The following is a 25583-nucleotide window of genomic DNA, read 5'->3' on the forward strand; positions in this document are numbered from 1 at the left end:
TGGGGCTATTACTTCGGCCGTTATCGGGGCCGTTAATGGGGCCGTTAATGGGGCCGTTAACGGGGCCGTTATCGGGGCCGTTATCGGGGCCGTTACTGCGGGGGCCGTTACTGCGTCATTCATTGCCACATTCATCGCGGTTCGGCCTGCCGTTGTTGAAAGAGCAGCGCCTTCACTTTGTCGTCGAGCATCTGCTGCACGTCGATCCACTGGATCATGCCCAGTTCGTCGGTGGCAACGGGGCCGAGCCAGCGCGCTTGCGGCGTCGCGATGCCGCTGTCGGCGAAGCGCTCGCATTCGATTCGGCGCGTCTGCGTCGCGCGTTCGACGATCAGGCCGAGAATGTGCGTGGACGTCGTGTGATTGGCCTGTTCGCCGTCGTGCTCGTCGAGATAGCGGACGAACACGAGCCGCGTCGAACGCAAGCGCTGCGACGGCCGGCCAAGCGCAAGCTGCGCGACATCGATCACGGGCACGGGCTCGCCGCGCCGCTCGACCACGCCCGCCACCCACGCAGGCGCGCCCGGAATCGCCTTCGCGGCCGAAAGCGCCTGCACTTCGACGATGGCAGCCGCATCTAGCGCATAGCGGTCAGCGTCGAGTTCGAAGAGAAGAAAGAGCATCATCGCCGCCGTATCAGGCGCTCGCCTGTGCGATCGACATCACGCTTCGATCTTGAAGCGCGAGACACCCGTACGCAGCTGATTGGCGACGAGCGTCAGATCGTCGATGGCCTGCGACGACTGGCGCAGCGACTCCGCTGTCTGCTGCGCAGCCTCGGAAAGCTGCGAGAGCGCCTGCGTGATCTGCTCGGCGCTCGTCGCCTGTGTCTGCATGCCTTCGTTGACGAGCAGGAAGCGCGGCGCGAGCGTCTGGACCTCGTGAATGATCTGCGACAACTGCTCGCTCACCTGCTGCACGTCGCGCATGCCGCGCCGCACTTCTTCGGAGAACCTGTCCATGCCCATCACGCCCGCCGATACAGCCGACTGGATCTCCTTGACCGTTTGTTCGATGTCGTAGGTGGCGACGGCCGTCTGGTCCGCGAGCCGCCGGATTTCCGTTGCGACGACGGCAAAGCCGCGGCCATATTCGCCCGCCTTCTCGGCTTCGATCGCCGCGTTCAGCGACAGCAGGTTGGTCTGGTCGGCGACCTTCGTGATCGTCGCGACCACCTGGTTGATGTTGACGGCCTTCTCGTTGAGGATCGCGAGCTTCGCGTTCACCGAGCCCGCCGCTTCCATCACGCTGCGCATCGTGTCTTCCATCCGCGTGAGTCCGCTCTGGCTCGCGCCCGCGAGCGTCGCGGACTGCTCCGCGACGGCCGACACTTCGTTCATCGTGCGCAGCAGATCGCGCGAGGTCGCGAAGATTTCGCGCGACGTCGCGCCGATTTCCGTGGTCGTCGCGGCCGTTTCGGTGGCCGTCGCCTGCTGTTCCTTCGAGGTCGCCGCGATCTCGGCGACGGACGTCGTCACCTGCAGCGACGACTTCTGCGCCTGGGCGACGAGGCTGCCCAGCTCCTCGGCCATCCGGTTGAAGCCGTCTTCCAGCGTGCCGAATTCGTCGCGGCGGCCGAGCCTGAGTCGCTGCGTGAGGTTTCCCGTGCGCATCACGTTATGCACCTCGACGAGACTCGCCATCGGCACGGTGATCGCGCGGTGCAGCGAATAACCGGTGAAGAGCGCGACGAGCAGCGTGACGCCGAGCGCCGCCGCGAGCGTGATTTCGGTGCCGGTCACGGAGTCGCGGATCGCTCTCGCGGACTCGTCCGCCTGCAGGCGGTTCTCGTTGACGAGCTCGTTGGCCGCGCGAATCACGCTTTCCCATGCGGGCGCGAGCTTGACGAAGGCGGCCCGCGCCTGCTCTTTCGATGCGGGCGCAACACGCAGCGCATCGTTCAGCTGCGGCAGCGCGAGGTCCCAGGCGGCCTTGAAGGAACGAAAATGCTCGCGGTCTTCATTGCGAAAGAGCGTTGCCTGATACTCGGCCGAAACCTGATCGAACTGGCGCAGCACTTGCGTCACATGTTCGAAATCGCGCTTCATGCCGTCTTCGCTGCCTTCGACGAAGAGCGCGCGTTCGAGCGTCGCGTAGGCGTCGTTGGCCGTCGCGCGCATCGTGGTCGCGAGATAGAGCCCGGGCACCGAGTCGCGGCCCATGCTGAGCGCTTCGTCGTCCATGACGCGCAGGCGCGTCCACGAGATCGCGGCCATCACCAGCATCAGCACGAACAGCGCGCCGAAGCTGAGCACGATCCGGTTGCCGAGCGTGAAGCGGCCCGCGTGCTTTGGATCGAGCAGCGTGGTGTCGCTGGTGCGTGACGTCGCAGTGGCCATTGTCGATGATTCTTTCAGTGTTGAAGTAATAGGCGGCGCCGAGGATCACGATCATCCCGGCCGTCCACGCCGACGTTATTGGAAAGCTACAGGATTCTGCGGCGCTCCATTATCCCAAAAAGTGCCCGCAACCCGCGCCAGTTCGGCGTTTTGAACGTCGATGCCGTCCACGCGCGGATGCGCGTGTGTTGCGAAACGCATAACAAGGCTTTGCGAAGCGCGGCTTTGTCGCCGAGAACAATTGATGAACAACAGCATGCGCTGTCGGAAACGCACTCTGGCCGGGGTGTCGACCGCGAAATGCCCCCGTTGAAGCGCTTCGAAACGGGCGTGGCCGATGTGCCTGGCGATAGCTGAGGTTGTCATGCTCGACGATACGCTTGCCTTGCCGTCAACGTCGCTGGGCGCGCGTCAGCGCTGGACGGTCCTTCTCGCCAGCACAGGCGGCGCGCTCGAGATCTTCGATTTCGTCATCTACGGCTTCTTCGCGCAGCACATCGGGCGCGCGTTCTTTCCGCCCGGCATCGGGCCCGCGCCCGCCACGCTGGCGTTCGCGGTGCTCGCGATCGGGCAGCTGTTACGGCCCATCGGCGGCCTGTTTCTCGGCCTGCTCGGCGACAAGCGCGGCAGGCGCATCGCCTTCATGTCGTCGACGCTCGTCGCGGCGCTCGCAACGCTCGCCATTGGAATGCTTCCTTCATACGCCGCGCTCGGCATCGCGGCGTAGTCGCGCACGATTGCGCACGCATCGGTTCGCGCGAGGCGAGCGGCCTGATGCTCAAGGTGTGTCCCAGCGCCATGCTTGTGCAAGCCGCTCGCGCAGAAAATCGACGAACGCGCGCACGCGCGGCGCGAGATGCTGGCTATGCGGATAGATCGCATGCAGCGGCGCCGCTGACATCGAATGCTGCGGCAGCACGCGTCGCAGCCTGCCGCTCAGAATGTCGTCGCCGACGTCCCAGATCGACTTGACCGCGATCCCCGCGTCGGCGAGCGCGAGCAGATGCGCGGCCTCGCCGTCGTTCGTGACGATCGCGCCGTCGACACGCACGGCGATGCTTTCGTCGCCTTCGAAGCGCCATTCCGCGCGCCGCTGGTCGCCGATCAAAATGCATCGGTGCGATGTGAGATCGTGCGGGTGCTTCGGCACGCCATGCGCCTTCAGATACGCAGGCGATGCGCACAGCACGCGGAAATTCGGCGCGAGCGTGCGGGCGATCAGCGACGAGTCCGCGAGGCTGCCGAAGCGGATGGCCAGATCGAGCCCGCCTTCGACGAGATCGATGACGGTATCCGTCAATTCCAGCTGCACGGCGAGCTGCGGATGCAGCCGCTGAAAATCGGCGATCAGCGGCGCGATCTTCTGGCGTCCGAGCTGGCCGGGCGCCGTCACGCGCAGCAGCCCGCTGACTTCATGCCGGCGTTGCGACAGCAGTTCTTCCGCCTGCTCGATCTCGTCGAGTATTCGCACGACGCGCGCATGAAACAGCGCGCCTTCCTCGGTGAGCGTCTGGCGGCGCGTGGTGCGCTGGATCAGCCGCACGCCGACGCTTTTCTCCAGTTGCGCGAGCCGCTTGCTGACGACGGACAGCGGCAGATCCATTTCGCGCGCCGCCGCTGACAGGCTGCCCGCCGACACGACATGGGAGAACGCAATCAGCGCCGGCAGGCTGTCGATCCGGGTGGCATTCATTCTTCTCAAAAAGGAAAGTATTTGTCCGTGTGGAAGCGGTATTTCTTCCGTGGCGCGAAGACTAGCATACCCGTCATCCAAACCTTTGTTTTTCTTCAAGGAGTTCGTCATGCCGCTTCGTTCTGCTTGCACACTGCGCCGTGCGCTGTCGGCTGCGTTCGCGTTCGGGGCGATCGCCATCGGTTCGATCGCCGCCGCGCCGGTGAACGCGGCGACGGACGATGCGCTCATCGAGCCGCAACATCTGAGCGTCGATCGCAGTCTGCCCAAAGCGCAACGCGACGCGGAAATCCTCGCGGCGCGCCGCTACGACACGTTCTGGAGCACGGGCGACGAAGCGCTCGCCCGCGCCGCGCTCGCGCCCGGCTTCACTGACCGGACGCTGCCGGCGGGACGCGCGCAGGGGATCGAAGGACCGCTGGCCGCGTCGCGGTTCGTGCGCGCCGCCGTGCCCGACATGCACGCGGACATCGAGCAGATGGTGGTCGCGGGAGATCGCGTCGTCGTGCATCTGCGCTTTCATGGCCACTTCACCGGCCAGTTCAAGGGCGTGCCGGGGCAGGGGCAAAACATCGACTTCATCGCAACGGATATCTACCGGATCGCGAATGGCCGCATCGCCGACAACTGGCATCTCGAAGACAACCTGACCTTCCTGCAACAGCTTGGCGTCGTCGCGAAGTGACGGCGGTGCGATTGTCTGATCGAGCACGTTGTGCCGATTGTGCCGAACGTGCAGAACGTGCAGAACGTGCAGAACGTGCCGAACGTGCCGAACGTGCTGACCGGTCCCGCGGCGTCGGGTCGCGACGCGTGGGCTGGCGGGGTTACGCGAGCGTCGCGCCGCGATCCGCGAGTAGTTGACGCAGCACGCTGCGGTGGCAGCGGTTCTCATTCTCGCAGTAGCAGCCCACCGAAAAATTCGCGGTGGCCGATAGCGCGGCGAGCGTATCGAGCACCTTCGATGCGTCGCCGTTGTTCATCTCCGCGCGAAACTTGCGCACGAAGGCGTTCCACTCGGCGTCGGTGGTGGCCGCCAGCGCCTGTGTGACGAGTTCCGCGCTCGGCGACAGCGTCGGCAGCCAGACGTCGTAGTAGTTGCGGCTGCCGAAGTCGGCTTTCGGCACGCCGCGCGGCGGGCGCCGCACGGTGCCGATGCGCACGCCTTCATCGGGCGCGCGGTCCGATCCGAGTTGAACGATACGAATGGCCATGAGCTAAGGTCTCCTTGGTTTTCGATTGGGTTTGTATTGCGCCCGCTCTGTCAGCAGAGCGTGTTCTTCATGCCGAGCACATCGATGCGGCCGATCTGCGGCGGCCCCGTGAAGAGGTCGTCGGCGACGCCCATCAACGCCGTTGCGATGGGGCCGTCGAGATGCGCCTGACGCCCCGCCTCGTCCGGGAACGCATCGAAGACGCCGTAGGTGCGCTCGGCGATCTTCAGCGCGAACCAGATCGGCGTCGTGGTCTCCTGATTCGCCATTTCCAGTCCCTTCTGCAAAAACGCTTCGACGTCGGCTTCCTTGCCCGGCTTGGCTTCGAAACGCGCGAACAGTGCGTACTTGATCATCATCTTGCCTCCTGTGACGGTGAATGGTCCCCTCAGCATCTCTCCCATTTAACCACTGTCGGCCTCGAAGGCGACGACGCGTAGGTCACCTTCGATGTCAACTTTGGTCACGGCGCGTCCGGGCGGCGCGGAACGCTGTTGTCAAACGATTTCGTGGAAAACACCAAGTCGTCAAAAGTTGTTTGACAACATTGGGAGGGCGATGCTAATTTCCAGACTTGTCAGCCAACTCACCCGAATCCAGACCATATGAACGAGTCCCAGATCGTCGAGCGCGAATTCGGCTCAACCGTGATGGCAGTCCCGCCGCTCGCGCGCCGCGCAGATTTGTCGCTCGATATCGACGCCAACCAGAAGCTAATCCGCCATATCGAGGCGGGCGGCGTGCGTACGCTGCTGTACGGCGGCAACGCGAACTTCTATCACGTGGCCGTGAGCGAGTACCGCGAGTTGCTCGACATGTTGTCGTCGAGCGCAGCGCCCGCGACGCGCGTGATTCCGGCCATCGGTCCCGACTTCGGCAAGATGCTCGATCAGGCGCGCATCCTTTCGCAAACCTCGTATCGGACCGCGATGGTGTTGCCGCTCGCCGGCTTCACGACGCCCGCGGGCGTCGAAGCGGGACTGACGCGCATCGCCGATGCGGCGGGGTTGCCGCTCACGCTCTACATCAAGAGCGAGGACTACGTCGATGTCAATACGCTCGCGCGCCTCGTCGATCGCGGCACGCTGATCGCCGTCAAGTACGCGATCGTTCGCGAGAACCCGTCGAACGATCCGTATCTGCGGCGTCTGCTGCAAAGCGTGAGCCCGTCGCGCGTGATCTCCGGGATGGGCGAGCGCCCGGCGCTCACGCATTTGCGCGAATTCGGCCTCGCGGCATGGACGACGGGCTCGGGCTGCATCGCGTCGCATGCGGTGATGGCGCTGCTGGCCGCCGCAAAGGAAGGCCGCGACGCCGAAGCGCAGCGCCTGTACGACGCATTCATGCCGCTCGAAACATTGCGCGACAACATTTCGCTGATTCGCGTGCTGCATGACGCTGTCACGTTCTCGGGCATCGCCGAGATGGGTTCGATCTTGCCGCTGCTAAGCGAAACGCCCGTCGAGCGTCACGCCGCCGTTGCGCAGGCCGCGCGTGAGTTGCTCGCGTTCGAACGCGAGGTTGCGGGCGCGGTGGCCGCTTGATAGCCGCGTGGTGGCCGCTTGATGGCCTTGTGATGGCCCTGATCGATTGAAGGGAGGCGGGCGGGCCGCGTGGCGCGGCTCGAAGCGCGGCATCTGGCAGGCGGGCGGCTTTCCCATCGAGCTGCCCGTGCAAACGCTGTCGGAGCCGTTTCAGAAGCCGACGACGATGCTCTACCGAAACTTCCTCGCGATGGACGGAATCGTTCATCGGCGGGCCGTTTGCGCTGGTGCGCCACGGCGACATGATCGAGCTCGACGTGCCGCACAGGAAGCTCAACGTGCTGGTATCGGATGAAGAACTTGCGCGGCGCAAGGCCGAATGGGTCGCGCCCCCGCCGCGCTTTTCACGCGGCTACGGCGCGATGCATCAGGTGCATGTGCTGCAGGCCGACAAGGGCTGCGACTTCGATTTCCTGCAACGCGGCGGCGCGAGCGCCGAGGCGGGCGAGCCGGAGATTCACTGAGCGATCCTGGCGCGGATGCGGTGGACGTGTTGTCCGTCTCCGAAACAGAAGAACACAGCGGAGGCAACAGCGCGCGGCACGATTTATCCAGATGCGCAGCGGTGCTCAGTGGTGCACAGTAGTGGTTTCGGAAAACGCAAAGACCCACGCAAAAAGACCCGCAAAACAAAACACCCGTCCATCCGCACGATGCAAATGGACGGGTGCTTCACGACACCAGCTTGTCTATCCGGCCGCCTTGAATTTTGCGGCAAGTTGCTCGGCATTGCGCGCGAGCAAGCCAATGTCGGAGCCTACCGCGGTGAACGTGCAGCCCAACTCGATATAACGCCGCGCGAGCGCTTCATCGCCGATCAGGATGCCGGCAGGCTTGCCCAACGCGACGATGCGCTTGATCGCATCCTCGACGGCCGCCTGCACGTCGGGGTGCTTGATGTCGCCGACATGCCCAAGCGCAGCGGACAGGTCGCCCGGTCCAATGAAGATGCCGTCGATGCCCTCGACAGCCGCGATCCGCTCCAGGTTCTGCAGACCGAGCCGGCTTTCGATCTGCACGAGCACGCACAGTTCGTTGGCGCAAAGCTTCGGATAGTCCTTCACACGGCCGAAGCCCGACGCCCGCGCCGCCGATGCATAGCCGCGCACGCCTTCGGGCGGATAACGCGTGAACGCCACCGCGTTGCGCGCTTCGTCCTCGGTTTCGACATAAGGAATCAGCAGCGTCTGCGCGCCGCTGTCGAGCAGGCGCTTGATCGTCACCATGTCGTTCCACGGCGGCCGCACGATCGGATGTGCGGACGTGCCCGCGCACGCCTGCAACTGGCTATGGACCATCGGCAGTTCATTCGGCGCGTGCTCCATGTCGAGCAGCAGCCAGTCGAAACCCGCGCCCGCCAGAATCTCGACGGACACATGGCTCGCCAGGCTCGACCACAGCCCGATCTGCTGACGCCCGGCCTGCAGCGCGCGTTTGAATGGATTCTCCGGAAGCTTCATCGTGTTCTCCACAGAAGGATCGTTCCCACAATGTCATTACAGACATAGATTGCCGCTCAGGCGCGCGGCGGGCGGTGCGTCGCTCAGCGCCGCAGGTTGCGCTTTTCTGGCGGCGTGTAGTCGATCGTGACGAAACCGCCGCCCTGAAAGCGCTGGGCGACGGGATCGAGCGGATTCGGTTTGCCGAGGATTTCGTCGGCATAGTCTTCCGCGTTCTGGCGCGGCTGATAGCCAAGAAGTGCCGCTGCCGAATTGTCCCAATAGCTGCGCGTGTTGTTGGACACGCCCCAAACCACCTGGAAGCCGACATCGGGCACATTGAGGCAGCGGTCGATCAGATGCAGGAAGTCGTCATGCCCGAGCCAGGTGCTCAGATGGCGAAACTCGGTCGGCTTTTCGATGCAGCTGCCGATGCGGATGCACACGCTTTCGATGCCGTGCTTGTCCCAGTACATGCGCGCGAGCGATTCGCCCCATGCCTTGCTGAGCCCATAGAACCCGTCGGGGCGGAACGCACAGTCGAGCGCCAGTTTGTCTTCGACGGGGTACATGCCGATCGCGTGATTCGAGCTCGCGAAGATGATGCGCCGCACGCCATGACGGCGCGCGCCTTCGTACACTTCGACGAGGCCGCGCAAGTTGTTCTCGATGATCTCGGCCAGCGGGCGCTCGACGCTCGTGCCCGCCATGTGGATCAGCACGTCGACGCCTTGCAGCAGCCCGTCGACTACGGCGGGATCGCGCAGATCGCCGTGCATCACGTCTTCGCCCTCGAACAGCGGTTCCAGCGCGCGCGAGCCCGCCGCGCAACGCAGGTTCACGCCGCGTTCATTCAACGCGGCGCGCAGGAAACGGCCAAGCTGGCCGCCCGCACCGCTCAACGCAATCTTCTTCGTCATCGTCAAACCTTGTGGCACGGATTCAGGAAATTAGCGGGCCCACGTCGACCGCCCGGCGAGGTCCGCGGGCGCGGCCTTGCGCGGCGATACGGACGGCTCGCCATGGATGATCAGCTTCCATGCGACGGTCGCGCCGATCACATCGAACAGCATCAGGCACACGAACAGCGGGTTATAGCCGAGGGTAGTCGCCAACGCGCCGGCGATCAACGAGAAGATCATCCCGCCGAGCCAGCCGCACATCCCGGAAAAGCCAGTGGCCGTGCCCACTTCAAGCTGGCCGAACACGTCGGAGGCGAGCGTGAACAGCGCGCCGGAAATGGCCTGGTGAGCGAACGCGCCTGTGCAGAAGAGGGCGATTGCGACATACGTGCTCGCCGCGAGGCCGATGCAGGCCGGGCCGACCATCAGCACTGCGCCGCAGATGATGACCAGCTTGCGCGACGTGATCAGCGACACGTTGAAGCGGCGAATGAAGAACGGCGCGAGATAGCCGCCGACGAGACAGCCCAGGTCCGCGGCGAGAAACGGCATCCAGCCGAACAGCGCGATCTCCTTCAGGTTCATGTGCCGCACGCTGAACAGGTACAGCGGAATCCAGAAGTTGAACGTCTGCCATGCAGGCTCGGCGAGAAAGCGCGAAATCGCGATGCCCCAGAAGCGGCGCGTCGACAGCACGTGACGCCACGAAGGACGCGTCGTCGCGTCTTGCGGGCGGTGCTCCTGGCCGCTCAGGATGTACTGGCGCTCCTCGTCCGACAGGTTCGGATGCTCGTCGGGCTTGCGGAAGAACACGAGCCACAGCGCGACCCAGATCAGCGCCGTGCCGCCCGTGACCACGCCCGGCATTGCCCCCATCTCGGGCGTCACAATCACGAACTGCAATCTGGGCACGCCCGTCTGCGACGGCACGGCCACATCCACGACGCCAGGGCCGATCTACGCGTACAACGTGAATGCGATCTCGCTGTCCAACGTGACGATCGGCGGCACGGTGTACAACACATCCGTCGTCGACCAGCGGTGATTGCCGGGCATCTGCAAATGTGAAAGCGCGAGGGCGGAGGCGTGCCGCTCTCGCCGCGCAAGGCGGTCTCGAAGCGGGCTTCGGCGAAGCGCCGCTACGTCCATGACGTGTTAGACGCCCGTCGCGCAAGCCCGCGCGCGGCATGACATAAGCCGACATAATTCATCGATAGCGTTCCCCCCCGCCGCTCGCACATACTGCGTTCCGCGTGCAGAGCTGCAGAACAAAACGAACCGGCGATTCACGCAACTGTGAAATCGCCGATGCCGCCTCGCGTGAAGCAATCCATCGGACGATCCGCTCAATCTTCTGACCGATGACAGGACTTCGACATGTTTGCTTCTCTCAACAACGTTCGTGGCAAGACTCTGCGCAGCGCTTCGGCTGCCCTCGCATTCAGCGCAATGCTGCTGAGCGGCTGCGCGGCAGCGAGCGTCACGAACACCGCGCAATATTCGACGCTCACGCAGGCGCGCCCCGAGAACGTGTACGTCTACACGTTCGCGAGCAACCCGGATGCCGTGAAGCTCGACGACAGCGGCCTCGTTCATAAGCTGAGCGCGGGCTTCTCGGGTGCGTCGCAAGAGTCGCAGCAAACGCAGGAAGCCGCCGCCGCGGGTGAAGCGCTGACGGCTGAAGTGGTCGCGAAGCTGCAATCGATGGGCGTGCATGTGATCCGCACTGATGCGCCGCCGCCCGCCGATCAGAACGTGCTGATCATCGAAGGCAATCTGTCATCGATCGACGCCGGCAATCATCGACGTCGCACGCTGATCGGACTCGGCGCCGGCAAGAGCGATGTGAAGGCGCACGTGCAGGTGCTGTACAAGCCCGCGGGCGGCATGCCGCAACTCGTGCAGACCTTCGACGCCGACGCGAACAGCGGCCATATGCCGGGCGTCGCGGAGACGGCGGGCGTCGGCGCGGCGGTCGGACATGTCGCGACGTCGGCGGCCGTGGGCGGCGCGTTGCACGTCGGCTCGGAGCACAAGGGCGACACCGTCACGAGCGACGCGAAGAAGCTGGCCGATTCAGTGGCGAAGCAGGTTGCGATGATCGGCGTTGAAGAAGGGTGGATGTCGAGCGACCAGGCGAAGTAAGCGGGGCGGGAGCCGGGGTGCGGCCCGGCTCGTCGCGAGGAGAAAGAACGGCGACGCCATCGTGCGTCGCCGCTTGCATTCACAGGGCGGGCTTCACCAGCGAACGCCTCGCGTGAGGCGCGCCCGATCAACCCTCGCGGAACAAGAAGCTATAGTCGCCGTTTGCATTCACACGACGGGCTTCGCCAGCGAACGCCTCACGAAAGCCACGTCAAATCAACCTTCGCGGAACAGGAAGCTATACGCGTTCAGCGCGGGCACGCCGCCCAGATGCGCGTACAGCACCTTGGAGCCTTCGGGAAATTCGCCGCGCCGCACCTTGTCGATCATGCCGTGCATCGACTTGCCTTCGTAGACGGGATCGGTCATCACGCCTTCGAGCCGCGCGCACAGCCGGATCGCCTCGAGCGTGCCTGGGTTCGGCAGGCCATATTCGGGGCCGCCGTAGCGCGTGTCGAGCACGACATCCTGCGCGGTGATGTCGCGGCCCAGATCGACCTGTTCCGCGGTGCGCCGCGCGATGCGCGTGATCTGCTCGCGGGTCTGCTCCGGTTTCGCCGACGCGTCGATGCCGATTACGCGGTCCGCGCGTCCGTCTGCCGCGAAGCCGACGATCATCCCCGCCTGCGTGCTGCCCGTCACGGAGCACACGACGATGTAGTCGAACCTGAAGCCGAGCTCCGCTTCCTGCTGGCGCACTTCGTCGGCGAAACCGACAAAGCCGAGGCCGCCGAGGGGATGATCCGAGCAGCCGGCGGGAATCGCATACGGCTTGCCGCCCGCCGCTCGCACGCTTTCGAGCGCCTCTTCCCAGCTCTTGCGAAAGCCGATGTCGAAACCGTCGGGCACGAGCCGCACGTCCGCGCCCATGATGCGCGACATCTGGATATTGCCGACCCGGTCATAGACGGCGTCGTGATAGTTCACCCAGTTTTCCTGCACGAGCACGCACTTCAGGCCCAGATGCGCGGCGACGGCGGCCACCTGGCGCGTCTGGTTGGACTGGATGCCGCCGATCGACACGAGCGTATCGCAGCCTTGCGAGAGTGCGTCGGGAATCAGGTATTCGAGCTTGCGCGTCTTGTTGCCGCCGAACGCGAGACCGCTGTTGCAGTCCTCGCGTTTCGCGTAGAGCTGGACCTTGCCGCCGAGATGCTCGGAGAGGCGCTTGAGCGGCTGGATCGGCGTCGGCCCAAAGGTCAGGGGATAGCGGGGAAAACGTTGCAGGTTCATGGTCGAGGTCCGTTGGTCTGGGAAGCGCATCGGCGATGCCGCGCTGAAACACATGATAGAAAAGACGCGGCGAAATGAGCTTGCGAAATAAATCGGCCCAAGCTACTTTCGAAAGGGCAGTGAGCGAGTCAACCTACTTTTGTTTTTCATTACCGGACATGCGCGCAACAAAATTACGAACCAAAGATTCAGGCGATGCGGCACCGCTGTCGCAGCTCGATCGCATCGACCGCGCGATCCTCAAACAGCTTCAACAGGATGCGTCGATCTCGAACGTCGCGCTTGCGGCGAAGGTGAAGCTGAGTGCGCCCGCCTGTTTGCGGCGCGTCGAAAGGCTCAGGGAAATGGGGCTGATCCGCGCGACGGTTGCGCTGCTCGATCCGAAAGCGGTCGGCGCGGGGATGCTGGTGGTGATCGGCGTCGTGCTCGACCGCTCGACGCCCGAATCTTTCGCCGCCTTCGAAAAGGCCGCGCAAAAGGTGTCGGGCTGCATGGAGTGCCACGTCGTCACGGGCGAGTTCGACTACTTCATGCTGGTGCGCACGCGCGACAGCGACAGCTTCAACCGGCTCCACGCGGAGCAATTGCTGTACCTTCCCGGCGTGCGGCAGATCCGCAGCTTCATGGTGCTCAGGGAAATCCTTTCGACGACGAAGTTTCCGCTATGACGCGCGAAAACAGCGGCGGCATCAGGTTAGATCGGCATGCCGGGCGGCAAACGGTGCTTATACAATAGCCGCTCAGACGAGGCCGTTTCGTGGGCAATCACCGTGCGCAATCAGCGTGGCGAAAACAGCGGCGGCATCAGGTTAGATCGGCATGCCGGACGGCAAACGGTGCTTATACAATAGCCGCTCAGACGAGCCGTTTCGTGCGCAATCACCGTGCGCAATCGGCGTGGCCAATCAACGTCGGCAATCAGCGTGGGCAACGACCATGGGCGATGAGCGGGCAATGAGCGACGACAACAACGACATCGGCGGCGTTGCCGGACAGCACGCTGAGCCGTCTTTGCCGCGCGGGCCGGCGGGCGGCGCGGCGAAGACGCCGCACGCGTGCGCGGCCGCCTTCAGCAGCGAATGGGTGCGCTTGTGGGCTGAATCCACCACCGATTACTCGATTTTCGCGGTGGCGCCCGACGGCACAATCGTCAGCTGGAATCGGGGCGGCGAGACCATCCAAGGCTACCGGTCCGAGGACATCCTGGGCCAGCACGTGAGGGTGCTGTACACGGCGGACGACCAGCGCGCAGGCATCCCGGAGCTCGGCCTTCAGCGCGCGCGGGAAGAAGGCCGCTATGAGACGGAAGGCTGGCGTGTGCGCAAGGACGGCACGCTGTTCTGGGCGAACGTCGTGCTCACTGCGCTGTACTCGCCACAGGGCGAGCTGCTCGGCTACGGGCGAGTCGTGCGCGACATCAGCGACAAGAAGAGCGCCACCGATGCCGCGCTGGAAAGCGACCGGCGCTTTCGCCTGCTGGTGCAGGGCGTGAACGACTATGCGATCTTCATGCTGTCGCCCGAAGGCTACGTGACCAACTGGAACCCGGGCGCACGGCGCATCAAGGGCTATACGGACGAGCAGATCATCGGCTCGCATTTCTCGTGCTTCTACACGCCGGAAGACGCGGCGGCGGGCGTGCCGCGGCGCGGGCTGGAGACGGCCGCGCGCGAAGGGCGCTGGGAAGCCGAGGGCTGGCGCGTGCGGCGCGACGGCAGCCGCTTCTGGGCGCATGTGGTGATCGACGCGATCCGCGACGAGGGCGGCGCGCTGATCGGCTTCGCGAAAATCACGCGCGACATCACCGAGCGCCGCCAGGCGGCCGAGCTGCTCGAACAGACACGCAAGGCGCTGTTCCAGTCGCAGAAGATGGAAGCCCTCGGCAAGCTGACGGGCGGCGTCGCGCACGACTTCAACAATGTGCTGCAAGTGCTGCGCGGCAACCTGGAGCTGCTCGGCGCGCGGCACGACGATGGATGGAGCCGCGCGCGCATCGGCCGCGCGATCGAGGCGGTCGAACGCGGCTCGAAGCTCGCGTCGCAACTACTCGCGTTCGGCCGCCGCCAGGCGCTGCTGCCCATCGTCGTCAATCTCGGCGATGTGCTGCGCGGCATGGAGGACCTGCTGCGCCGCGCGCTCGGCGAGCGCGTGCGGGTGAAGATCCATGAATCGCATGTCGGCGGCCGGTTGTGGAACGTGCTGGTCGATACCCATCAGCTGGAAAACGTCGTGCTGAATCTGGCTATCAACTCGCGCGACGCGATGCCCTCGGGCGGCGTGCTGACGCTCGGCTTGTCGAACGCCGCGCTCGATGCGCGGGCGGCGGCGACGATGCAGATCGGCGCAGGCGAATACGTGAAGATGACCGTCACCGATACGGGCTCGGGCATGAACGCGGAAGTCGCCGAGCGTGCGTTCGATCCGTTCTTCACGACAAAGCCGGAAGGACAGGGCACGGGTCTCGGACTGAGCATGGCTTACGGCTTCGTGCTGCAAAGCGGTGGACATATCGAACTGGCGAGCACGCCGGGCGTCGGCACGACCATCACGATCTACCTGCCGCGTTCGACGCAGCCGCCCACCGTGCGGCCTCCCGCCCATGACGAGGCCGGGTCGGAGGACGAGCTGCGCGGCGTCGAGACCGTGCTAGTCGTCGAAGACGACCGGCGCGTGCAGTTGACGGTGGTCGACATGCTGTCGCAACTCGGCTACGCCGTGCTGACGGCCAATGACGCGACGGAGGCGTTGACCGTGCTGCGCAGTGGCGCAAAAGTCGATCTGCTGTTCAGCGATGTCGTCATGCCCGGTCCGCTATTGAGTCCGGAGATGGCGCGTCAGGCGCTGCTGATGCGCCCGTCGTTGAAAGTGCTGTTCGCGTCGGGCCATACGCGCGACACGATGGGGCTCGACGCGCAGCTCCAGCACGGCGCCGATCTGCTGCAAAAGCCCTATAGCCGCATGCAGCTTGCGCGCAAGGTGCGCGGCATGTTCGACGGGAGCACTGGCGCGCAGCGCGAGGCAGCGCCCGCCGCCCTGAACATTCTGGTGGTCGAAGACGAGGCGGCCGCGCGCGATGCGCTGTGCGAACTGCTTGGCCTGCTCGGTCACGCGTACGAGGCGGCGGGCAACGGCGAAGAGGCGCTGCAGGTCCTGCAAAGGCAGCCATTCGACGTGCTGCTCACCGACCTGACGCTGCCTGGCATGTCGGGCATCGATCTCGCGCGCGCGGCGGTCGGCATGGGGGCCGCGCGGCGGGTCGTGTTCGCGTCGGGCATGGAAGCGCCGCCGCACGGTGCGTCGCTGCCGTTCGAATGGACAGCGTTGCGCAAGCCGTATTCGTTCGATCAGCTGAAAGAAGCGCTGGCCGCGCAGGCCTGACGGCCGACGACGACTCGCGCTGCACGATATTGATCGATTGTGTTCATTCATCGCGCTCGCGCGACGCATCGCGCTGCGCGAGCGTTCCCGCCTTGCGCAGCGCCGCGACAATCGCCGCGTATGCGCGTTGGCGCGTCGCTTCGTCGGGCGCGCGCAAGGCGAACGACGGATGATAGGTCGGCACGACATGGCGTCCGCCGTGTTCGAGCACCTTGCCGACCACGGCTTGCAGGCGCGCGGCGCGGTCTTCGAGGATCGCCTTCAACGCGGTCGCGCCCAGTGCGACGATCACGCGCGGGCCGACGGACGCCAGCTCCCGTTCGAGCCAGTAACGGCATGCATCGATCTCCCGCTGCGCGGGCGTCTTGTGCATGCGCCGCTTGCCGCGCGGCTCCCATTTGAAATGTTTGACGGCGTTGGTCACATAGACGTCGCGCCGCGCGACGCCCGCTTCCTGCAACGCATCATCGAGCAGTTGACCGGCTGGGCCGACGAATGGTTTGCCCTGCTGATCTTCCTTGTCGCCGGGCTGCTCGCCGACCATCATGATCGGCGCATGCTTAGGACCGATGCCGCCCACTGCCTGCGTCGCCTTCGACCATAGCGCGCAGCGGCGGCAATCGCCGAGACGCGTCGGCTGCTGCTCCCGCTCTACAGCGGGTGCATCGGCGGGTGCATCGGCGGGTGCATCGGCGGGTGCATCGGTTGCATCGGACGGCGTGGCGGGTTTGCGGGTGCTCATAACGTTGGCGTCGAAGATGTGCGCGCTGCACATGTCGACACGTCAGCAAGGCGCGTTCCCCCAAGTCGATTTCATCGTTCCCCCACAGTCGATTTCATTCGGGTGCCGCCGCGCGAGCCTGTTCGTTCGCACAGCGGAATGGTTCTTGCGGCCCCAGAGCGATGCAGCACTGAATCACGACCCACTCTGGAGGCCATCATGAGCACACTGAATCCCGATGACGAACAACAGCCCGTGGTCCGGCAAACGGGACACGACAATGCATCGCTTGGGCCAAGCGACTCCTCGGATAGCGGCAGCGACGTGGCGGGCGCGAAGCGCCACGAATTCGACATCGACAGCGAACTCGACAATCACGCGCTCGAAACAGGCGACGCCGAACTTGCCAGCGATACCGACCGCGCCGGCACGGGCGAGCGCGCATCCGCCGATGGCGATTCGACGCTCGAGCAGAACGAAGACATCGACGTGGATCGCGTGATCGATGCGACGGGGGAGGAAGAAGCGGCGCAAGGCATCGCGGGCGAAATCGCCGAGGGCCCCGACGAAGATACGGAAGCTGACGAAGAGCAGGATGACGAGCGGCACGCGCAGCGACGCGAACGACGCACCGAGCGGGGAAGCTAGACCGTGAAGCGCCCGGTGCGGGCGCACGCGTTGCTCAATGCCCGATCGTAGCGGGGCGGCGCGGTCAAACGGCGCTCAGGCGCGGCTCAGGGCGTGGCTCAGGCGTGGCTCAAGCGTGGCTCAAGCGTGGCTCAAGCGTGGCTCGGGCGCCGCTCAGGACGTGACTCAGGCGCCGCCGCCTTTTATCGAACGAAGGTCTGGAAAGGAGGCATCATGTCGCTCATCGTTGCCGCACGATTCACCACGTTCCCCGCCGCCGAAGCGGCCGCCGAGCGTCTTTTCGCTGCGGGTTTCGTCGAAGAGGACGTGTCGCTGTTCTTCGTCAATCCGCGTGGCCAGCACGCGCGCTTTCCGATCGGTGGCGATGAAAACAAGGACGCCGCTGCCACCGGTGCGCCGAAAGGCGCCGGCATGGGTGTCACGCTCGGTGCCGTGGCGGGCGCCGTGGTCGGCGTCGCGATCTTCACGGCGTTCTCCGCGCCTGTGCTCGTGTCCGCGATCGCGGCGGGGGTGGGCGCGTATATCGGCTCGCTGATCGGCGCAATGTACCAGACGCGCGGCGGCGGCAAAGACATGCGTCACGAGCGCGTCCATCATGAAGTGCGCGATTCCGGCGTGCTGCTCGCGGTGCATGTCACGCCCGACAACCAGCAGACGGCGGCCCATGTGCTGCGCGACGCAGGCGGGGCGTCCATCGAACGCGCATCGGGACGCTGGCAGCAGGGCCGCTGGGCCGACTTCGATCCGACGCGAGCGCCGCAGCCGGTGCCGGGCGAATCGCGCGATGACGCGCGCGGCATCGAAAGGCCCGCCGAGCGGCACGCGTGAAGTAGCCGCCGTTAAAACGAACGCAGCGCGCGGCGTGACACCGCGCGCTGGGTTCTTTCGTTGCGCTTTCGTCAATCGGGCCGGATTCGCGCGATCCGGCGCTGTGCCGCCGGGTCAGCGCCCTTCAGGGGTTTCTTCGTCCTCTTCATCGTCCAGGTCGTCTTCGAGATCGTCTTCGTCGTCGAGCGTGATCCGGCCCATGCCGACGCCCGCATCCTTGTCGCCATAGGGGTGGCGCGGGGCGTTTTCATCGGGGGCGTAGTTCTTTCTGACCATTGGCTGCTCCATGAAGAAAGTTGAACGGACCCGCAAAGATGCACGCGCTGCGCCTGCATTTCCGTGCGGGCCATTATGGATAATGCTCCCGCGCGATCCGCGCGACTAGCGGTAAATGATCAGACGCAACGCGGGCGAGCATGCTGCGATGCACCTGTACGTCCAGCAGCCTGTCCGCGGGATGCATCCAGATGCGATCGAGCGCGAATACGGGAAAACGCGACGGAAATGTCCGCGGCGCGGGCGCGGCGCGGAAATGGGACACGAGCATGCGCAGCGCGTGGCCCCAGATGAACCATTCGTTGAGATCGCCCATCAGGATCACGGGCATGCGCGGCGTATCGAAGGCGGCAATCAACGCGCGGATCTGCGCGCGCCGCTCGCGCGCCGACAGGCCCAGATGCGTCGCGACGACACGCAGCGGCATGGCCCTGCCGCCGGAAACGCCCATCTGCACATCCACATCGAGCGCACCGCGCGCCTCGCGCGTGCCGAACGACAAATCGAGCGAACGCGTCGCGCAGATGGGCAGGCGGCTCAGGATCGCGTTGCCGTAGCGCCGCTCGCGCGTGTCGAGCGTCGGGCCGGCGATCGCGTCCATGCCCGTCGCTTCACGCAACACAGGCAACGCGTTTGGCGCGAGGCTGCCGCCCAGCGGCACTTCCTGCAACGCGACGATGTCGGCGTCGAGCTCGCGGATCACGCTCGCGATGCGTTCGGGAGCGCGCAGGCCATCCGTGCCGATCGCGCCGTGGATGTTGTAGGTGGCGAGCCGCAGCGCGCGGGCCCCGGCTGCGGCCCTGTGCGGGGCGGCCGTTTGATGCAAGGTCGGGCCTCGGTCGTTCATGAGCGGTTGGCGAGGAATCGCTGCAAGGCCACGGACAGCCCGACGAGCGCAGCACCGATCAGCGCGACGAGCCCAAGCCCCAGCAGGGACGGATGCCGGACGGCGGCGACCAGTTGATGGGCGAACGTCGTCGCGAGCACGATGCCGGGCGCCATGCCGAGCGCCGTGCCCGCGAGGAAGTCGCGCAGCCCGATATGCGAGGCGCCCGCCGCGAGATTGATGATGGTGAACGGCGCGACGGGCACGACGCGCAGCAGCACGACCGTGACAAACCCCTTCTTGCCGAGCTTTTCGCTGAGCCGGTTCAGGCGGCTGCCGGCGAGCCTGCGCACGGCATCGTGACCGAGCGCTGCCCCTGCGTAGTAGGTGATGCACGCGGAAATCATCGTGCCCGTGAACGCGTAAGCGCTGCCCCAAAGCGCGCCGAACACGAAGCCGCTGACTGCGATCAGCAGCGTGACGGGCACTGAGACGCTCGCGGCGAGCGCATACAGCGCGACGATCGCGACGGGCCCGAGCCGCGACGCATGCACCTGCTGCGCGCCGTGCACGAGCGCGGAAAAGCTGATTGCGTCGCGCAGCGGCGTGAAGCGCCACAGCACGGCGAGCGCGACGACGATCAGGACGAGCGTGCCGAAAGCGAGCAGTTTGCCCGTGAGCGGCCGGCTGTGCTCTTCGGGCAGAAAATGGCGCACGAGTTCTTGCGGCGCGACGGGCGCTTCGGCATCGAGCACCGACACGCGCGAGGCCAGATCTTCGAGATCGCCGGAAACGCCGGGATCGAGCGGCATCAGTGTGCGCCCGCCGTGACGCAGCGAGGCGATCGCGTCGTTGAGCCGCTGCGTCGTGAGCGCGGCTTGCACGGCCTCGGCCGACACATCGAGATGCTCGGCGAGCAGCCGGTTGCGCACCGACGCGATGGCCGCCTGCACGCGCGCGTCGCCGCACGCTTCGAGCGTGATGTTGCATTCCGTGTCGAGCACCATCGAGCGATTGTTCAGATTCGCGCTGCCGACGATCAGTATCTCGTCGTCGACGGTCATCAGCTTGCTATGCACGTTGATGATCTGGCCATGCGTGCTGTTCATTGCGCCAATGGTCGGCGCATACATCGCATAGCGTCCGTGGTGGTCCGCCTGCTTCAGCGCCTCGTGCAGCTTCGCGCGCAGCACGCCCATGGTCGCTTCCTGGAGCCAGCCGCTTTGCCGTTCCGGGCCGACCACGGCGACGTCCGGGCCGTCGCGCCCTGCAAGGCGCGCGACGAGCGCCTCGCCGACGCGGCTCGCGGTGAAGTACTGGTTCTCGATGTAGATCGTGTGCCGCGCGGCCGCGATTGCATCGAGATAGAGCTGCTGGATCTGCTCGACGGCGGGCCTGCCTTCATAGGCCGGTTCCGTCAGCGAAATGCCCAGCTCGACGTCTTCGATATCGGGCGCGACGCCTGCGGGCCAGATGTCCGCGCAGCCGTTCGCGCCGGGCACGCGGTGTGTCGAGTCGGGCGACAGGTCGATCGGCGTGCCCGTCGCGCGTCGCCAGCGCTCGCGCACCAGACGGCTGACGGCATGCGCGGCGGCGCCGTCGAACATCGCCTGCACGTCATGCATTGGCGGATAGCGCGCGGCGTCGGCGTTGCGGCGCAGCGGCGCGTCGGGATCGTGCGCGGGCGTGTCCCAGCGCGAGCGCGTGAGATCGATGCCGCCAGCGAACGCGAGCCCGTCATCGATGACGACGATCTTCTGATGATGCGAGGCGCCAAGTGGATGCCTGCCGTCCTGGCGGAAGCGGATACGCCGGTGCGTGCGCCAGCCCATCTTGTATACGGGCAGCCATTCGCGCTCGAACGCGTAGAGCATCGCGAAGTCCCACGCGAGGATGTAGATGCGCAGATGGCGGTTGGTTTCCGCGAGCGCGCAGAGGAAATCGGCGAGGCCTGCGGGCAGATTGTCCGGCGCGCCGCCGGGCACGAGTTGCAGACGGCTGTCGATATCCCAGCCGACGATGTAGATCGTATGGCGCGCACGCGTCATCGCCGCCCGCAACGCCGAGAAGTAATCGGCTGCATCGATCAGGATGCGAAAGCGTCGGGTTCTCTCTTGCAGTTGACAGTTGTGGCCAGGGCGCAGCAGCGGGCGCGGGTTGTGCTTTCCCTGATTTCCGACAGGGCTCGCCGACCGTTGATCGGCGGGTTCGACTGTTGTGGCGGTGGTCGCGTGATGGGTCATCGGCACATGAAAAAATCCGGTAGCAAACATCCGACGAACGCCTTTCAGCAAATGCTGTTCCTCACGCTATGCAGCAACAAGGCTGCGGCGCGTGCGCGTGACAGGTACACCGCTTGCCGGTTTCATCGTGTGAGTCCTCGCGCCGGATCGATTCCGCGCGCGGCCACGAAACGAAAGGAGCGCACGTTGAAGCAATCGATGAGTAGTACGCAGAAGACAGCACCGAATCATCCAGCGACCCCTCATCAACCGAATCGCGATGGCGGGCAGCAACAGCAGAACCAGAAGCCGCCGCAGCATCAGGGCGGGCAGCGTCAGCCCTGACGCGTGACGCTGACGAGTTCGATGCGCCGCGAGCGCGGCAGGTGGAATTCGCACCGGAACGCGCGCGTGCAAAGCTTCCACGCCGCATGTAGATCTTCCACCGCGCGTCGTGCGGCAGGCGCTCATCGTCATTCGAAGGAGAACCGACATGGAAGAACGGCACCAGACGGCCAGCGCACCACCAGCAAAACCCGGCAGCACGACGCAGCCCGGCGAGCCGACCGAAACAATGAAGAGAACCAACCCGGCACGGTCGAATCCGCATCCGACGCAAACAGCGGAAGTGCCGCTTGGCACGGGCGATCGTCCGGAGCCGCCAGGGGGCGGCGGACGTCCATCGCAGCGCGATAGCTCGACAGGCCAAAAGCGCGAACCGTAAAGCCGAAGCAAAGTGCACTGCGCCTCGCATGTCATCATGCGAAGACGCAGTGCATCAGCCTTCGGTGCATCAGGCCTTCAGTGCATCAGCCTTCAGTGCATCAGGCCTCAGTGCATCAGCCTTCAGTGCATCAGGCCTTCAGTGCATCAGCCTTCAGTGCATCAGGCCTCAGTGAATCAGCCCTCAGTGCATCACCCTTTACGCCGCCTCGACAATCTTCCTTGCGTCAGCAAGGCCCAGCGGCTTGCGCATCGCTTCGCCAAGCAGCCCTATCTGTCTTTCGCGATTGCAGCCGAGCGCCGCGACGAGCCTGCCTTTCTCGCCGAGCAGCGCGATGAATTCAAAGGTATCGGGCTTGCCCGTGAAAATCGTTTCGTCCCGGTGCCGCGCGTGGCCGAGATAGTCGAAGGTCTTGCCATAGTGATAGGTCCAGAAGAACGGCACGAGCGGTTCCGCTGCGGGCAAGCCCAGCATCGCGTGCGCGGCGATGCGCGCATGCTGTTGCGCGACGCGCCAGTGCTCGATGCGCACGCGCCCGCCGCCCAGCGCCTGTAGTTCGAAGCGGGCGATGTCGCCTGCTGCATAGAGCCCGTCGGCCACGCGCATCGACGCATCGACGTCGACGCTGCCATCGCCATTGCGCGTCACGCCTGCGATGAAGCCCGTCGCGGGCGTCACGCCCATGCCCGCCACGACGAAGTCGCACGCCACGGTATCGCCGTTATCGAGCGTCACGCGCAATGCGCCGTCCGCCGTGCCCGGTGCGACCGCGTTCGCGCGGTGTCCCATGCGAAAGCGCACGCCATGCGCTTCATGAAGCCGCATGAACAACCGGCCGGGTTCGACGCCGAACTGCTTTTCGAACGGTACGCTGCCCGGCGAAACCACCGTCACGCGCAGCTTGCGCTCGCGCAACGCCGAGGCCACTTCGAGGCCGATGAAGCTCGCGCCCAGCACGAGCGCATGCTCGCCTTGCTCAGCCATGTTGACGAGACGCCGTGCGTCGTCGCGATTGCGCAAGAGCCGGATACGCGCCTTCACGCTGTCGGCATCGGCGCCTTGCAACGCCGGCCGCTTCGGTACGCCGCCCGTCGCGACGAGCGCCGCATCGTAGCGAATCGACGGCGCGCTGCCGATATCGATGCGCCGCTGGCGCGCATCGAGCGTCGCGACCTCGGCCTGGATGAACTCGATCGCGTGCGTCGCGAAGAAATCGTCGGGTAGAAGGGGAGGGATCGCGTCCGGCGGCATCTCGCCGGACGGCACGAATTTGCTCAGCACCGTGCGGTCGTAAGGCGTGCGCGGCTCGTGATCGATCAGCACCACGCGTCCTGCGAAGCCCGCTTCGCGCAGCGCCGCGCACGCTGCGGCGCCCGCCGCGCCTGCGCCGACGATGGCGAAGGTGCGGCTGTCGGCGGCCTTCGCGTGCGCCCGTTCCGGCGGCTGCGGCGTGCTGCTGACGAGCACGTCGTCATGCTCGATGCGCGTGGCGTAGCGGGTCAACGGAAGCAGCGCGGGCGGCTCGATGATCGCGCCACTCGCGACGTCGAACGTCGCCTTGTGCCATGGACACACCAGCCGTCCGTTGCATAGCGCGCCCTGTTCGAGCGGCCCGCCTGCATGCGGACACTCCGCGCCGAACGCATGAACGGCGTTCCCGCAGCGGATCAGCAGAATCGGCGTGCCGTTCGCGTCGATGCGCTTCATGCCGTTGTCAGCGAGATCGGGGAACCGGGCAACCTTTTGCATTGTCGTGTCTGTAGCCATTGTTTTCCTCGTCTGGAGCGGCCGCGCTGCGACTGCGGCGCGCGCAGCTTCGCGCTCACGCAGGGTCATTCATGTAAGGCACGCAAGCGCCATGCCGTCCGACCCGCGAAGACGGGCAAGCGGTGTTTCGGGTGCGCGAAAACACCGAAGCACCGCGCGTACGCGAAACACGAAGGCGGCCAAGCGGTGTTTCGGGTGCAAGCACCGCGCGCACGCGCAACACGGCCAAGCACGCGAAGCACCGAAGCACCGAAGCACCGAAGTACCGAAGCACCGAAGTACCGAAGCACACCGAAGCACCGAAGCACCGAAACACCGAAACACCGAAACACCGAAACACCGAAACAACCGAAACACCGAAACACCGAAACACCACGCGTACGCGAAACACCGCGCACGCGAAACACGTTGTCACGCAAGCGGGCACGCAACCTCGTGGGCACAGCGCTTGCATGGCCGTTCGCACACGCACGCAACTGTCGGTGGCGCGCGTACAAATGCCCGGCCTCGCCCGGCTCGTCATGGAGGAGCGTATGAACGATATCGGCCACGATCCCTTGCGGCGCGCCGCGCCCGCTGCGTGGTACATCAACAGCGGACTGCGTCTGTCCGACGAGGAACCCGACGCCGAATCCGGGCCGCGGCGCTATGCGCTCGTGCCCGCGCTCGAACGTTATGTGGCGGGCGTGCGCTATCACGACGAAGACGCGGCGGGCCGCGCCGCCACGCTCGACGCGCTGCGTGCGCGGGGCATGGACTGGCTGCCGCTGCCGGGGCGCGGCGAAACGGCGACGCGCTGGCGCGGACTTGCGGCCGTGGCGGCGTGCGATCTGTCGCTGGTGAAGCTCTACGAAGGGCACACCGACGCGCTCGCGATCCTCGCCGAGTTGCAGCGCGCCGAACTCGCGGACGATGGCAACTGGGCCGTATGGGCCGCCGAGCCGCCCGATCGCAAGCTGATTGCGCATGCGGCGGGCGGCGACGCGTTGACGCTCGAAGGCGCCAAGCCGTGGTGCTCGGGCGCGCCGCATGTATCGCATGCGTTGGTTACGGCGTGGCGCGACGGCGAGCCAGTGTTGGCTGCCGTCGAACTGTCGCAGCCTTCCATCGCGATCGATGCGAGCGGGTGGCAGGCCGTCGGCATGCGCGCGACGGCCACGAGCGAGGTGCGCTTCGACGGCGCGCGCGCCGTGCAGATCGGCGAAAGCGGCGCGTATCTGTCGCGTGCGGGTTTCTGGCACGGCGGCGCGGGCATCGCGGCATGCTGGTACGGCTGCGCGGCGGCCCTCGCGGCGATCTTGCGCAGCAGCGTCAAGCGGCACGCCGAGCCGCATGCGTGCGCGCATCTGGGCGCCGCCGACGCTGAACTGTCCTCCGTCGCCGCGCTGTTGCGCGAGACGGCCGCGTGGATCGACGAACATCCGCGTGACGACGCGCGGCAGTGCGCGTTGCGCGTGCGCGTCGCCGTCGAGCAGGCGGCCGGGCAGGTGATGGAACACGTATCGCGCGCTCTGGGCGCCGTGCCGTTCTGCACGGATGACTGGTTTGCGCACGCGATCGCCGATCTGCCCGTGTTCTTGCGCCAAAGCCATGCCGAGCGCGACGAGTGTGCGCTGGGACTGACGCTCGTCGATGGCGACGACGCCCGCGAGCCATGGAATCTGGGGCGCGTGTGATACGCCCG

General features: G+C 65.7%; 23 protein-coding genes and 3 pseudogenes. 12 read left to right on the top strand and 14 right to left on the bottom strand.

Features of this window, described 5'->3' with window-relative positions:
- Positions 1-131 precede the first annotated feature (131 nt).
- Positions 132-623 (bottom strand): chemotaxis protein CheW, encoded by a 492-nt coding sequence (locus J8I87_RS10165; protein WP_209931405.1) that lies wholly within the window; start codon positions 621-623, stop codon positions 132-134.
- A gap of 39 nt (positions 624-662) precedes the next feature.
- Positions 663-2339, bottom strand: a complete 1677-nt coding sequence (locus J8I87_RS10170; RefSeq protein WP_209931327.1) for a methyl-accepting chemotaxis protein — start codon at positions 2337-2339, stop codon at positions 663-665.
- Between the two features lie 364 nt (positions 2340-2703).
- Between J8I87_RS10170 and J8I87_RS10175 the strand changes: the two genes are divergently transcribed.
- Entirely contained in the window at positions 2704-3066 is a 363-nt protein-coding gene (locus tag J8I87_RS10175; RefSeq protein WP_245253831.1) for an MFS transporter, read from the top strand.
- 51 nt (positions 3067-3117) lie between these two features.
- On the opposite strand, the gene J8I87_RS10180 is transcribed toward J8I87_RS10175, so the two are convergent.
- Positions 3118-4032 carry a LysR family transcriptional regulator gene (locus tag J8I87_RS10180; RefSeq protein WP_209931328.1) on the bottom strand — a complete coding sequence of 305 codons (915 nt, stop codon included), beginning with the start codon at positions 4030-4032 and terminating at the stop codon, positions 3118-3120.
- Positions 4033-4141: 109 nt separating this feature from the next.
- On the opposite strand from J8I87_RS10180, the gene J8I87_RS10185 reads away from it, so the two are divergent.
- Positions 4142-4717 (top strand): ester cyclase, encoded by a 576-nt coding sequence (locus tag J8I87_RS10185; RefSeq protein ID WP_209931329.1) that lies wholly within the window; start codon positions 4142-4144, stop codon positions 4715-4717.
- Between the two features lie 142 nt (positions 4718-4859).
- Here the strand turns inward: J8I87_RS10185 and J8I87_RS10190 are convergent, their stop codons facing one another.
- On the bottom strand, positions 4860-5246 hold the full coding sequence (locus J8I87_RS10190; RefSeq protein ID WP_209931330.1) for a DUF488 domain-containing protein: 387 nt from the start codon (positions 5244-5246) through the stop codon (positions 4860-4862).
- A gap of 50 nt (positions 5247-5296) precedes the next feature.
- Complete coding sequence (locus tag J8I87_RS10195) at positions 5297-5602, bottom strand: putative quinol monooxygenase (RefSeq protein WP_209931406.1); 306 nt, start codon at positions 5600-5602, stop codon at positions 5297-5299.
- A gap of 249 nt (positions 5603-5851) precedes the next feature.
- Between J8I87_RS10195 and J8I87_RS10200 the strand changes: the two genes are divergently transcribed.
- Positions 5852-6790 carry a dihydrodipicolinate synthase family protein gene (locus J8I87_RS10200; RefSeq protein WP_209931331.1) on the top strand — a complete coding sequence of 313 codons (939 nt, stop codon included), beginning with the start codon at positions 5852-5854 and terminating at the stop codon, positions 6788-6790.
- A 197-nt stretch (positions 6791-6987) separates the two neighbouring features.
- Positions 6988-7254: pseudogene (locus J8I87_RS10205) on the top strand (dihydroxy-acid dehydratase); the annotation flags it as partial.
- Between the two features lie 225 nt (positions 7255-7479).
- On the opposite strand, the gene J8I87_RS10210 reads toward J8I87_RS10205, so the two are convergent.
- The 3 genes and pseudogenes from J8I87_RS10210 to J8I87_RS10220 all read right to left on the bottom strand — a co-directional run.
- Positions 7480-8250: an HpcH/HpaI aldolase family protein gene (locus tag J8I87_RS10210; RefSeq protein ID WP_209931332.1), complete on the bottom strand. Its 771-nt coding sequence runs from the start codon at positions 8248-8250 to the stop codon at positions 7480-7482.
- 83 nt (positions 8251-8333) lie between these two features.
- The gene (locus J8I87_RS10215) at positions 8334-9149 is read right to left on the bottom strand and encodes an NAD(P)-dependent oxidoreductase (protein WP_209931333.1); all 816 of its coding nucleotides are present in this window, start codon (positions 9147-9149) and stop codon (positions 8334-8336) included.
- Between the two features lie 30 nt (positions 9150-9179).
- Positions 9180-9986 (bottom strand): annotated as a pseudogene (locus tag J8I87_RS10220) (MFS transporter); the annotation flags it as partial.
- A 1-nt stretch (position 9987) separates the two neighbouring features.
- Between J8I87_RS10220 and J8I87_RS10225 the strand changes: the two are divergent.
- A pseudogene (locus J8I87_RS10225) lies at positions 9988-10176 on the top strand (hypothetical protein); the annotation flags it as partial.
- A gap of 332 nt (positions 10177-10508) precedes the next feature.
- The gene (locus J8I87_RS10230) at positions 10509-11276 is read left to right on the top strand and encodes a DUF4410 domain-containing protein (RefSeq protein ID WP_209931334.1); all 768 of its coding nucleotides are present in this window, start codon (positions 10509-10511) and stop codon (positions 11274-11276) included.
- Positions 11277-11492: 216 nt separating this feature from the next.
- On the opposite strand, the gene J8I87_RS10235 is transcribed toward J8I87_RS10230, so the two are convergent.
- Complete coding sequence (locus J8I87_RS10235; protein ID WP_209931335.1) at positions 11493-12509, bottom strand: 1-aminocyclopropane-1-carboxylate deaminase; 1017 nt, start codon at positions 12507-12509, stop codon at positions 11493-11495.
- 158 nt (positions 12510-12667) lie between these two features.
- On the opposite strand from J8I87_RS10235, the gene J8I87_RS10240 reads away from it, so the two are divergent.
- A complete protein-coding gene (locus J8I87_RS10240) occupies positions 12668-13177 on the top strand; it encodes an Lrp/AsnC family transcriptional regulator (protein WP_209931336.1) in 510 nt (169 codons plus the stop codon).
- A 286-nt stretch (positions 13178-13463) separates the two neighbouring features.
- Entirely contained in the window at positions 13464-15887 is a 2424-nt protein-coding gene (locus J8I87_RS10245; protein WP_209931337.1) for a PAS domain S-box protein, read from the top strand.
- A 43-nt stretch (positions 15888-15930) separates the two neighbouring features.
- Here the strand turns inward: J8I87_RS10245 and J8I87_RS10250 are convergent, their stop codons facing one another.
- Positions 15931-16629, bottom strand: a complete 699-nt coding sequence (locus J8I87_RS10250; protein ID WP_209931338.1) for a UdgX family uracil-DNA binding protein — start codon at positions 16627-16629, stop codon at positions 15931-15933.
- Between the two features lie 195 nt (positions 16630-16824).
- Here J8I87_RS10250 and J8I87_RS10255 point away from each other — a divergent pair, with 195 nt between their 5' ends.
- Together J8I87_RS10255 and J8I87_RS10260 are read left to right on the top strand one after the other, a co-directional pair.
- Entirely contained in the window at positions 16825-17256 is a 432-nt protein-coding gene (locus tag J8I87_RS10255) for a chemotaxis protein (protein ID WP_313064379.1), read from the top strand.
- Positions 17257-17469: 213 nt separating this feature from the next.
- Positions 17470-18084 carry a glycine zipper domain-containing protein gene (locus J8I87_RS10260; RefSeq protein WP_209931340.1) on the top strand — a complete coding sequence of 205 codons (615 nt, stop codon included), beginning with the start codon at positions 17470-17472 and terminating at the stop codon, positions 18082-18084.
- A 114-nt stretch (positions 18085-18198) separates the two neighbouring features.
- Here J8I87_RS10260 and J8I87_RS10265 read toward each other — a convergent pair whose 3' ends face one another.
- From J8I87_RS10265 to J8I87_RS10275, 3 genes are all read right to left on the bottom strand, one after another.
- A complete protein-coding gene (locus tag J8I87_RS10265; protein ID WP_209931341.1) occupies positions 18199-18360 on the bottom strand; it encodes a hypothetical protein in 162 nt (53 codons plus the stop codon).
- Positions 18361-18433: 73 nt separating this feature from the next.
- Entirely contained in the window at positions 18434-19207 is a 774-nt protein-coding gene (locus tag J8I87_RS10270; protein ID WP_209931342.1) for an endonuclease/exonuclease/phosphatase family protein, read from the bottom strand.
- The gene (locus tag J8I87_RS10275; protein WP_245253833.1) at positions 19204-21459 is read right to left on the bottom strand and encodes a VTT domain-containing protein; all 2256 of its coding nucleotides are present in this window, start codon (positions 21457-21459) and stop codon (positions 19204-19206) included. The genes J8I87_RS10270 and J8I87_RS10275 overlap by 4 nt, the downstream gene beginning before the upstream one ends.
- Positions 21460-21901: 442 nt before the next feature.
- Here J8I87_RS10275 and J8I87_RS10280 point away from each other — a divergent pair, with 442 nt between their 5' ends.
- Complete coding sequence (locus tag J8I87_RS10280) at positions 21902-22132, top strand: hypothetical protein (RefSeq protein ID WP_209931343.1); 231 nt, start codon at positions 21902-21904, stop codon at positions 22130-22132.
- A 198-nt stretch (positions 22133-22330) separates the two neighbouring features.
- Here the strand turns inward: J8I87_RS10280 and J8I87_RS10285 are convergent, their stop codons facing one another.
- Positions 22331-23899 carry an FAD-dependent oxidoreductase gene (locus J8I87_RS10285; protein WP_209931344.1) on the bottom strand — a complete coding sequence of 523 codons (1569 nt, stop codon included), beginning with the start codon at positions 23897-23899 and terminating at the stop codon, positions 22331-22333.
- Between the two features lie 533 nt (positions 23900-24432).
- Between J8I87_RS10285 and J8I87_RS10290 the strand changes: the two genes are divergently transcribed.
- The gene (locus J8I87_RS10290) at positions 24433-25575 is read left to right on the top strand and encodes an acyl-CoA dehydrogenase (RefSeq protein WP_209931345.1); all 1143 of its coding nucleotides are present in this window, start codon (positions 24433-24435) and stop codon (positions 25573-25575) included.
- The last annotated feature ends 8 nt before the right edge of the window (positions 25576-25583 follow it).

The organism is Paraburkholderia sp. LEh10 (assembly GCF_017814945.1).
Taxonomy (GTDB): Bacteria; Pseudomonadota; Gammaproteobacteria; order Burkholderiales; family Burkholderiaceae; genus Paraburkholderia.

What these genes read in the sequence shown, in the direction of transcription:
- J8I87_RS10165 (WP_209931405.1), bottom strand. Translation starts at nt 623, where the DNA reads ATGCTCTTTCTTCTCTTCGAACTCGACGCTGACCGCTATGCGCTAGAT.
- J8I87_RS10170 (WP_209931327.1), bottom strand. Translation starts at nt 2,339, where the DNA reads ATGGCCACTGCGACGTCACGCACCAGCGACACCACGCTGCTCGATCCA.
- J8I87_RS10175 (WP_245253831.1), top strand. Translation starts at nt 2,704, where the DNA reads ATGCTCGACGATACGCTTGCCTTGCCGTCAACGTCGCTGGGCGCGCGT.
- J8I87_RS10180 (WP_209931328.1), bottom strand. Translation starts at nt 4,032, where the DNA reads ATGAATGCCACCCGGATCGACAGCCTGCCGGCGCTGATTGCGTTCTCC.
- J8I87_RS10185 (WP_209931329.1), top strand. Translation starts at nt 4,142, where the DNA reads ATGCCGCTTCGTTCTGCTTGCACACTGCGCCGTGCGCTGTCGGCTGCG.
- J8I87_RS10190 (WP_209931330.1), bottom strand. Translation starts at nt 5,246, where the DNA reads ATGGCCATTCGTATCGTTCAACTCGGATCGGACCGCGCGCCCGATGAA.
- J8I87_RS10195 (WP_209931406.1), bottom strand. Translation starts at nt 5,602, where the DNA reads ATGATCAAGTACGCACTGTTCGCGCGTTTCGAAGCCAAGCCGGGCAAG.
- J8I87_RS10200 (WP_209931331.1), top strand. Translation starts at nt 5,852, where the DNA reads ATGAACGAGTCCCAGATCGTCGAGCGCGAATTCGGCTCAACCGTGATG.
- J8I87_RS10210 (WP_209931332.1), bottom strand. Translation starts at nt 8,250, where the DNA reads ATGAAGCTTCCGGAGAATCCATTCAAACGCGCGCTGCAGGCCGGGCGT.
- J8I87_RS10215 (WP_209931333.1), bottom strand. Translation starts at nt 9,149, where the DNA reads ATGACGAAGAAGATTGCGTTGAGCGGTGCGGGCGGCCAGCTTGGCCGT.
- J8I87_RS10230 (WP_209931334.1), top strand. Translation starts at nt 10,509, where the DNA reads ATGTTTGCTTCTCTCAACAACGTTCGTGGCAAGACTCTGCGCAGCGCT.
- J8I87_RS10235 (WP_209931335.1), bottom strand. Translation starts at nt 12,509, where the DNA reads ATGAACCTGCAACGTTTTCCCCGCTATCCCCTGACCTTTGGGCCGACG.
- J8I87_RS10240 (WP_209931336.1), top strand. Translation starts at nt 12,668, where the DNA reads ATGCGCGCAACAAAATTACGAACCAAAGATTCAGGCGATGCGGCACCG.
- J8I87_RS10245 (WP_209931337.1), top strand. Translation starts at nt 13,464, where the DNA reads ATGAGCGACGACAACAACGACATCGGCGGCGTTGCCGGACAGCACGCT.
- J8I87_RS10250 (WP_209931338.1), bottom strand. Translation starts at nt 16,629, where the DNA reads ATGAGCACCCGCAAACCCGCCACGCCGTCCGATGCAACCGATGCACCC.
- J8I87_RS10260 (WP_209931340.1), top strand. Translation starts at nt 17,470, where the DNA reads ATGTCGCTCATCGTTGCCGCACGATTCACCACGTTCCCCGCCGCCGAA.
- J8I87_RS10265 (WP_209931341.1), bottom strand. Translation starts at nt 18,360, where the DNA reads ATGGTCAGAAAGAACTACGCCCCCGATGAAAACGCCCCGCGCCACCCC.
- J8I87_RS10270 (WP_209931342.1), bottom strand. Translation starts at nt 19,207, where the DNA reads ATGAACGACCGAGGCCCGACCTTGCATCAAACGGCCGCCCCGCACAGG.
- J8I87_RS10275 (WP_245253833.1), bottom strand. Translation starts at nt 21,459, where the DNA reads ATGTTTGCTACCGGATTTTTTCATGTGCCGATGACCCATCACGCGACC.
- J8I87_RS10280 (WP_209931343.1), top strand. Translation starts at nt 21,902, where the DNA reads ATGGAAGAACGGCACCAGACGGCCAGCGCACCACCAGCAAAACCCGGC.
- J8I87_RS10285 (WP_209931344.1), bottom strand. Translation starts at nt 23,899, where the DNA reads ATGGCTACAGACACGACAATGCAAAAGGTTGCCCGGTTCCCCGATCTC.
- J8I87_RS10290 (WP_209931345.1), top strand. Translation starts at nt 24,433, where the DNA reads ATGAACGATATCGGCCACGATCCCTTGCGGCGCGCCGCGCCCGCTGCG.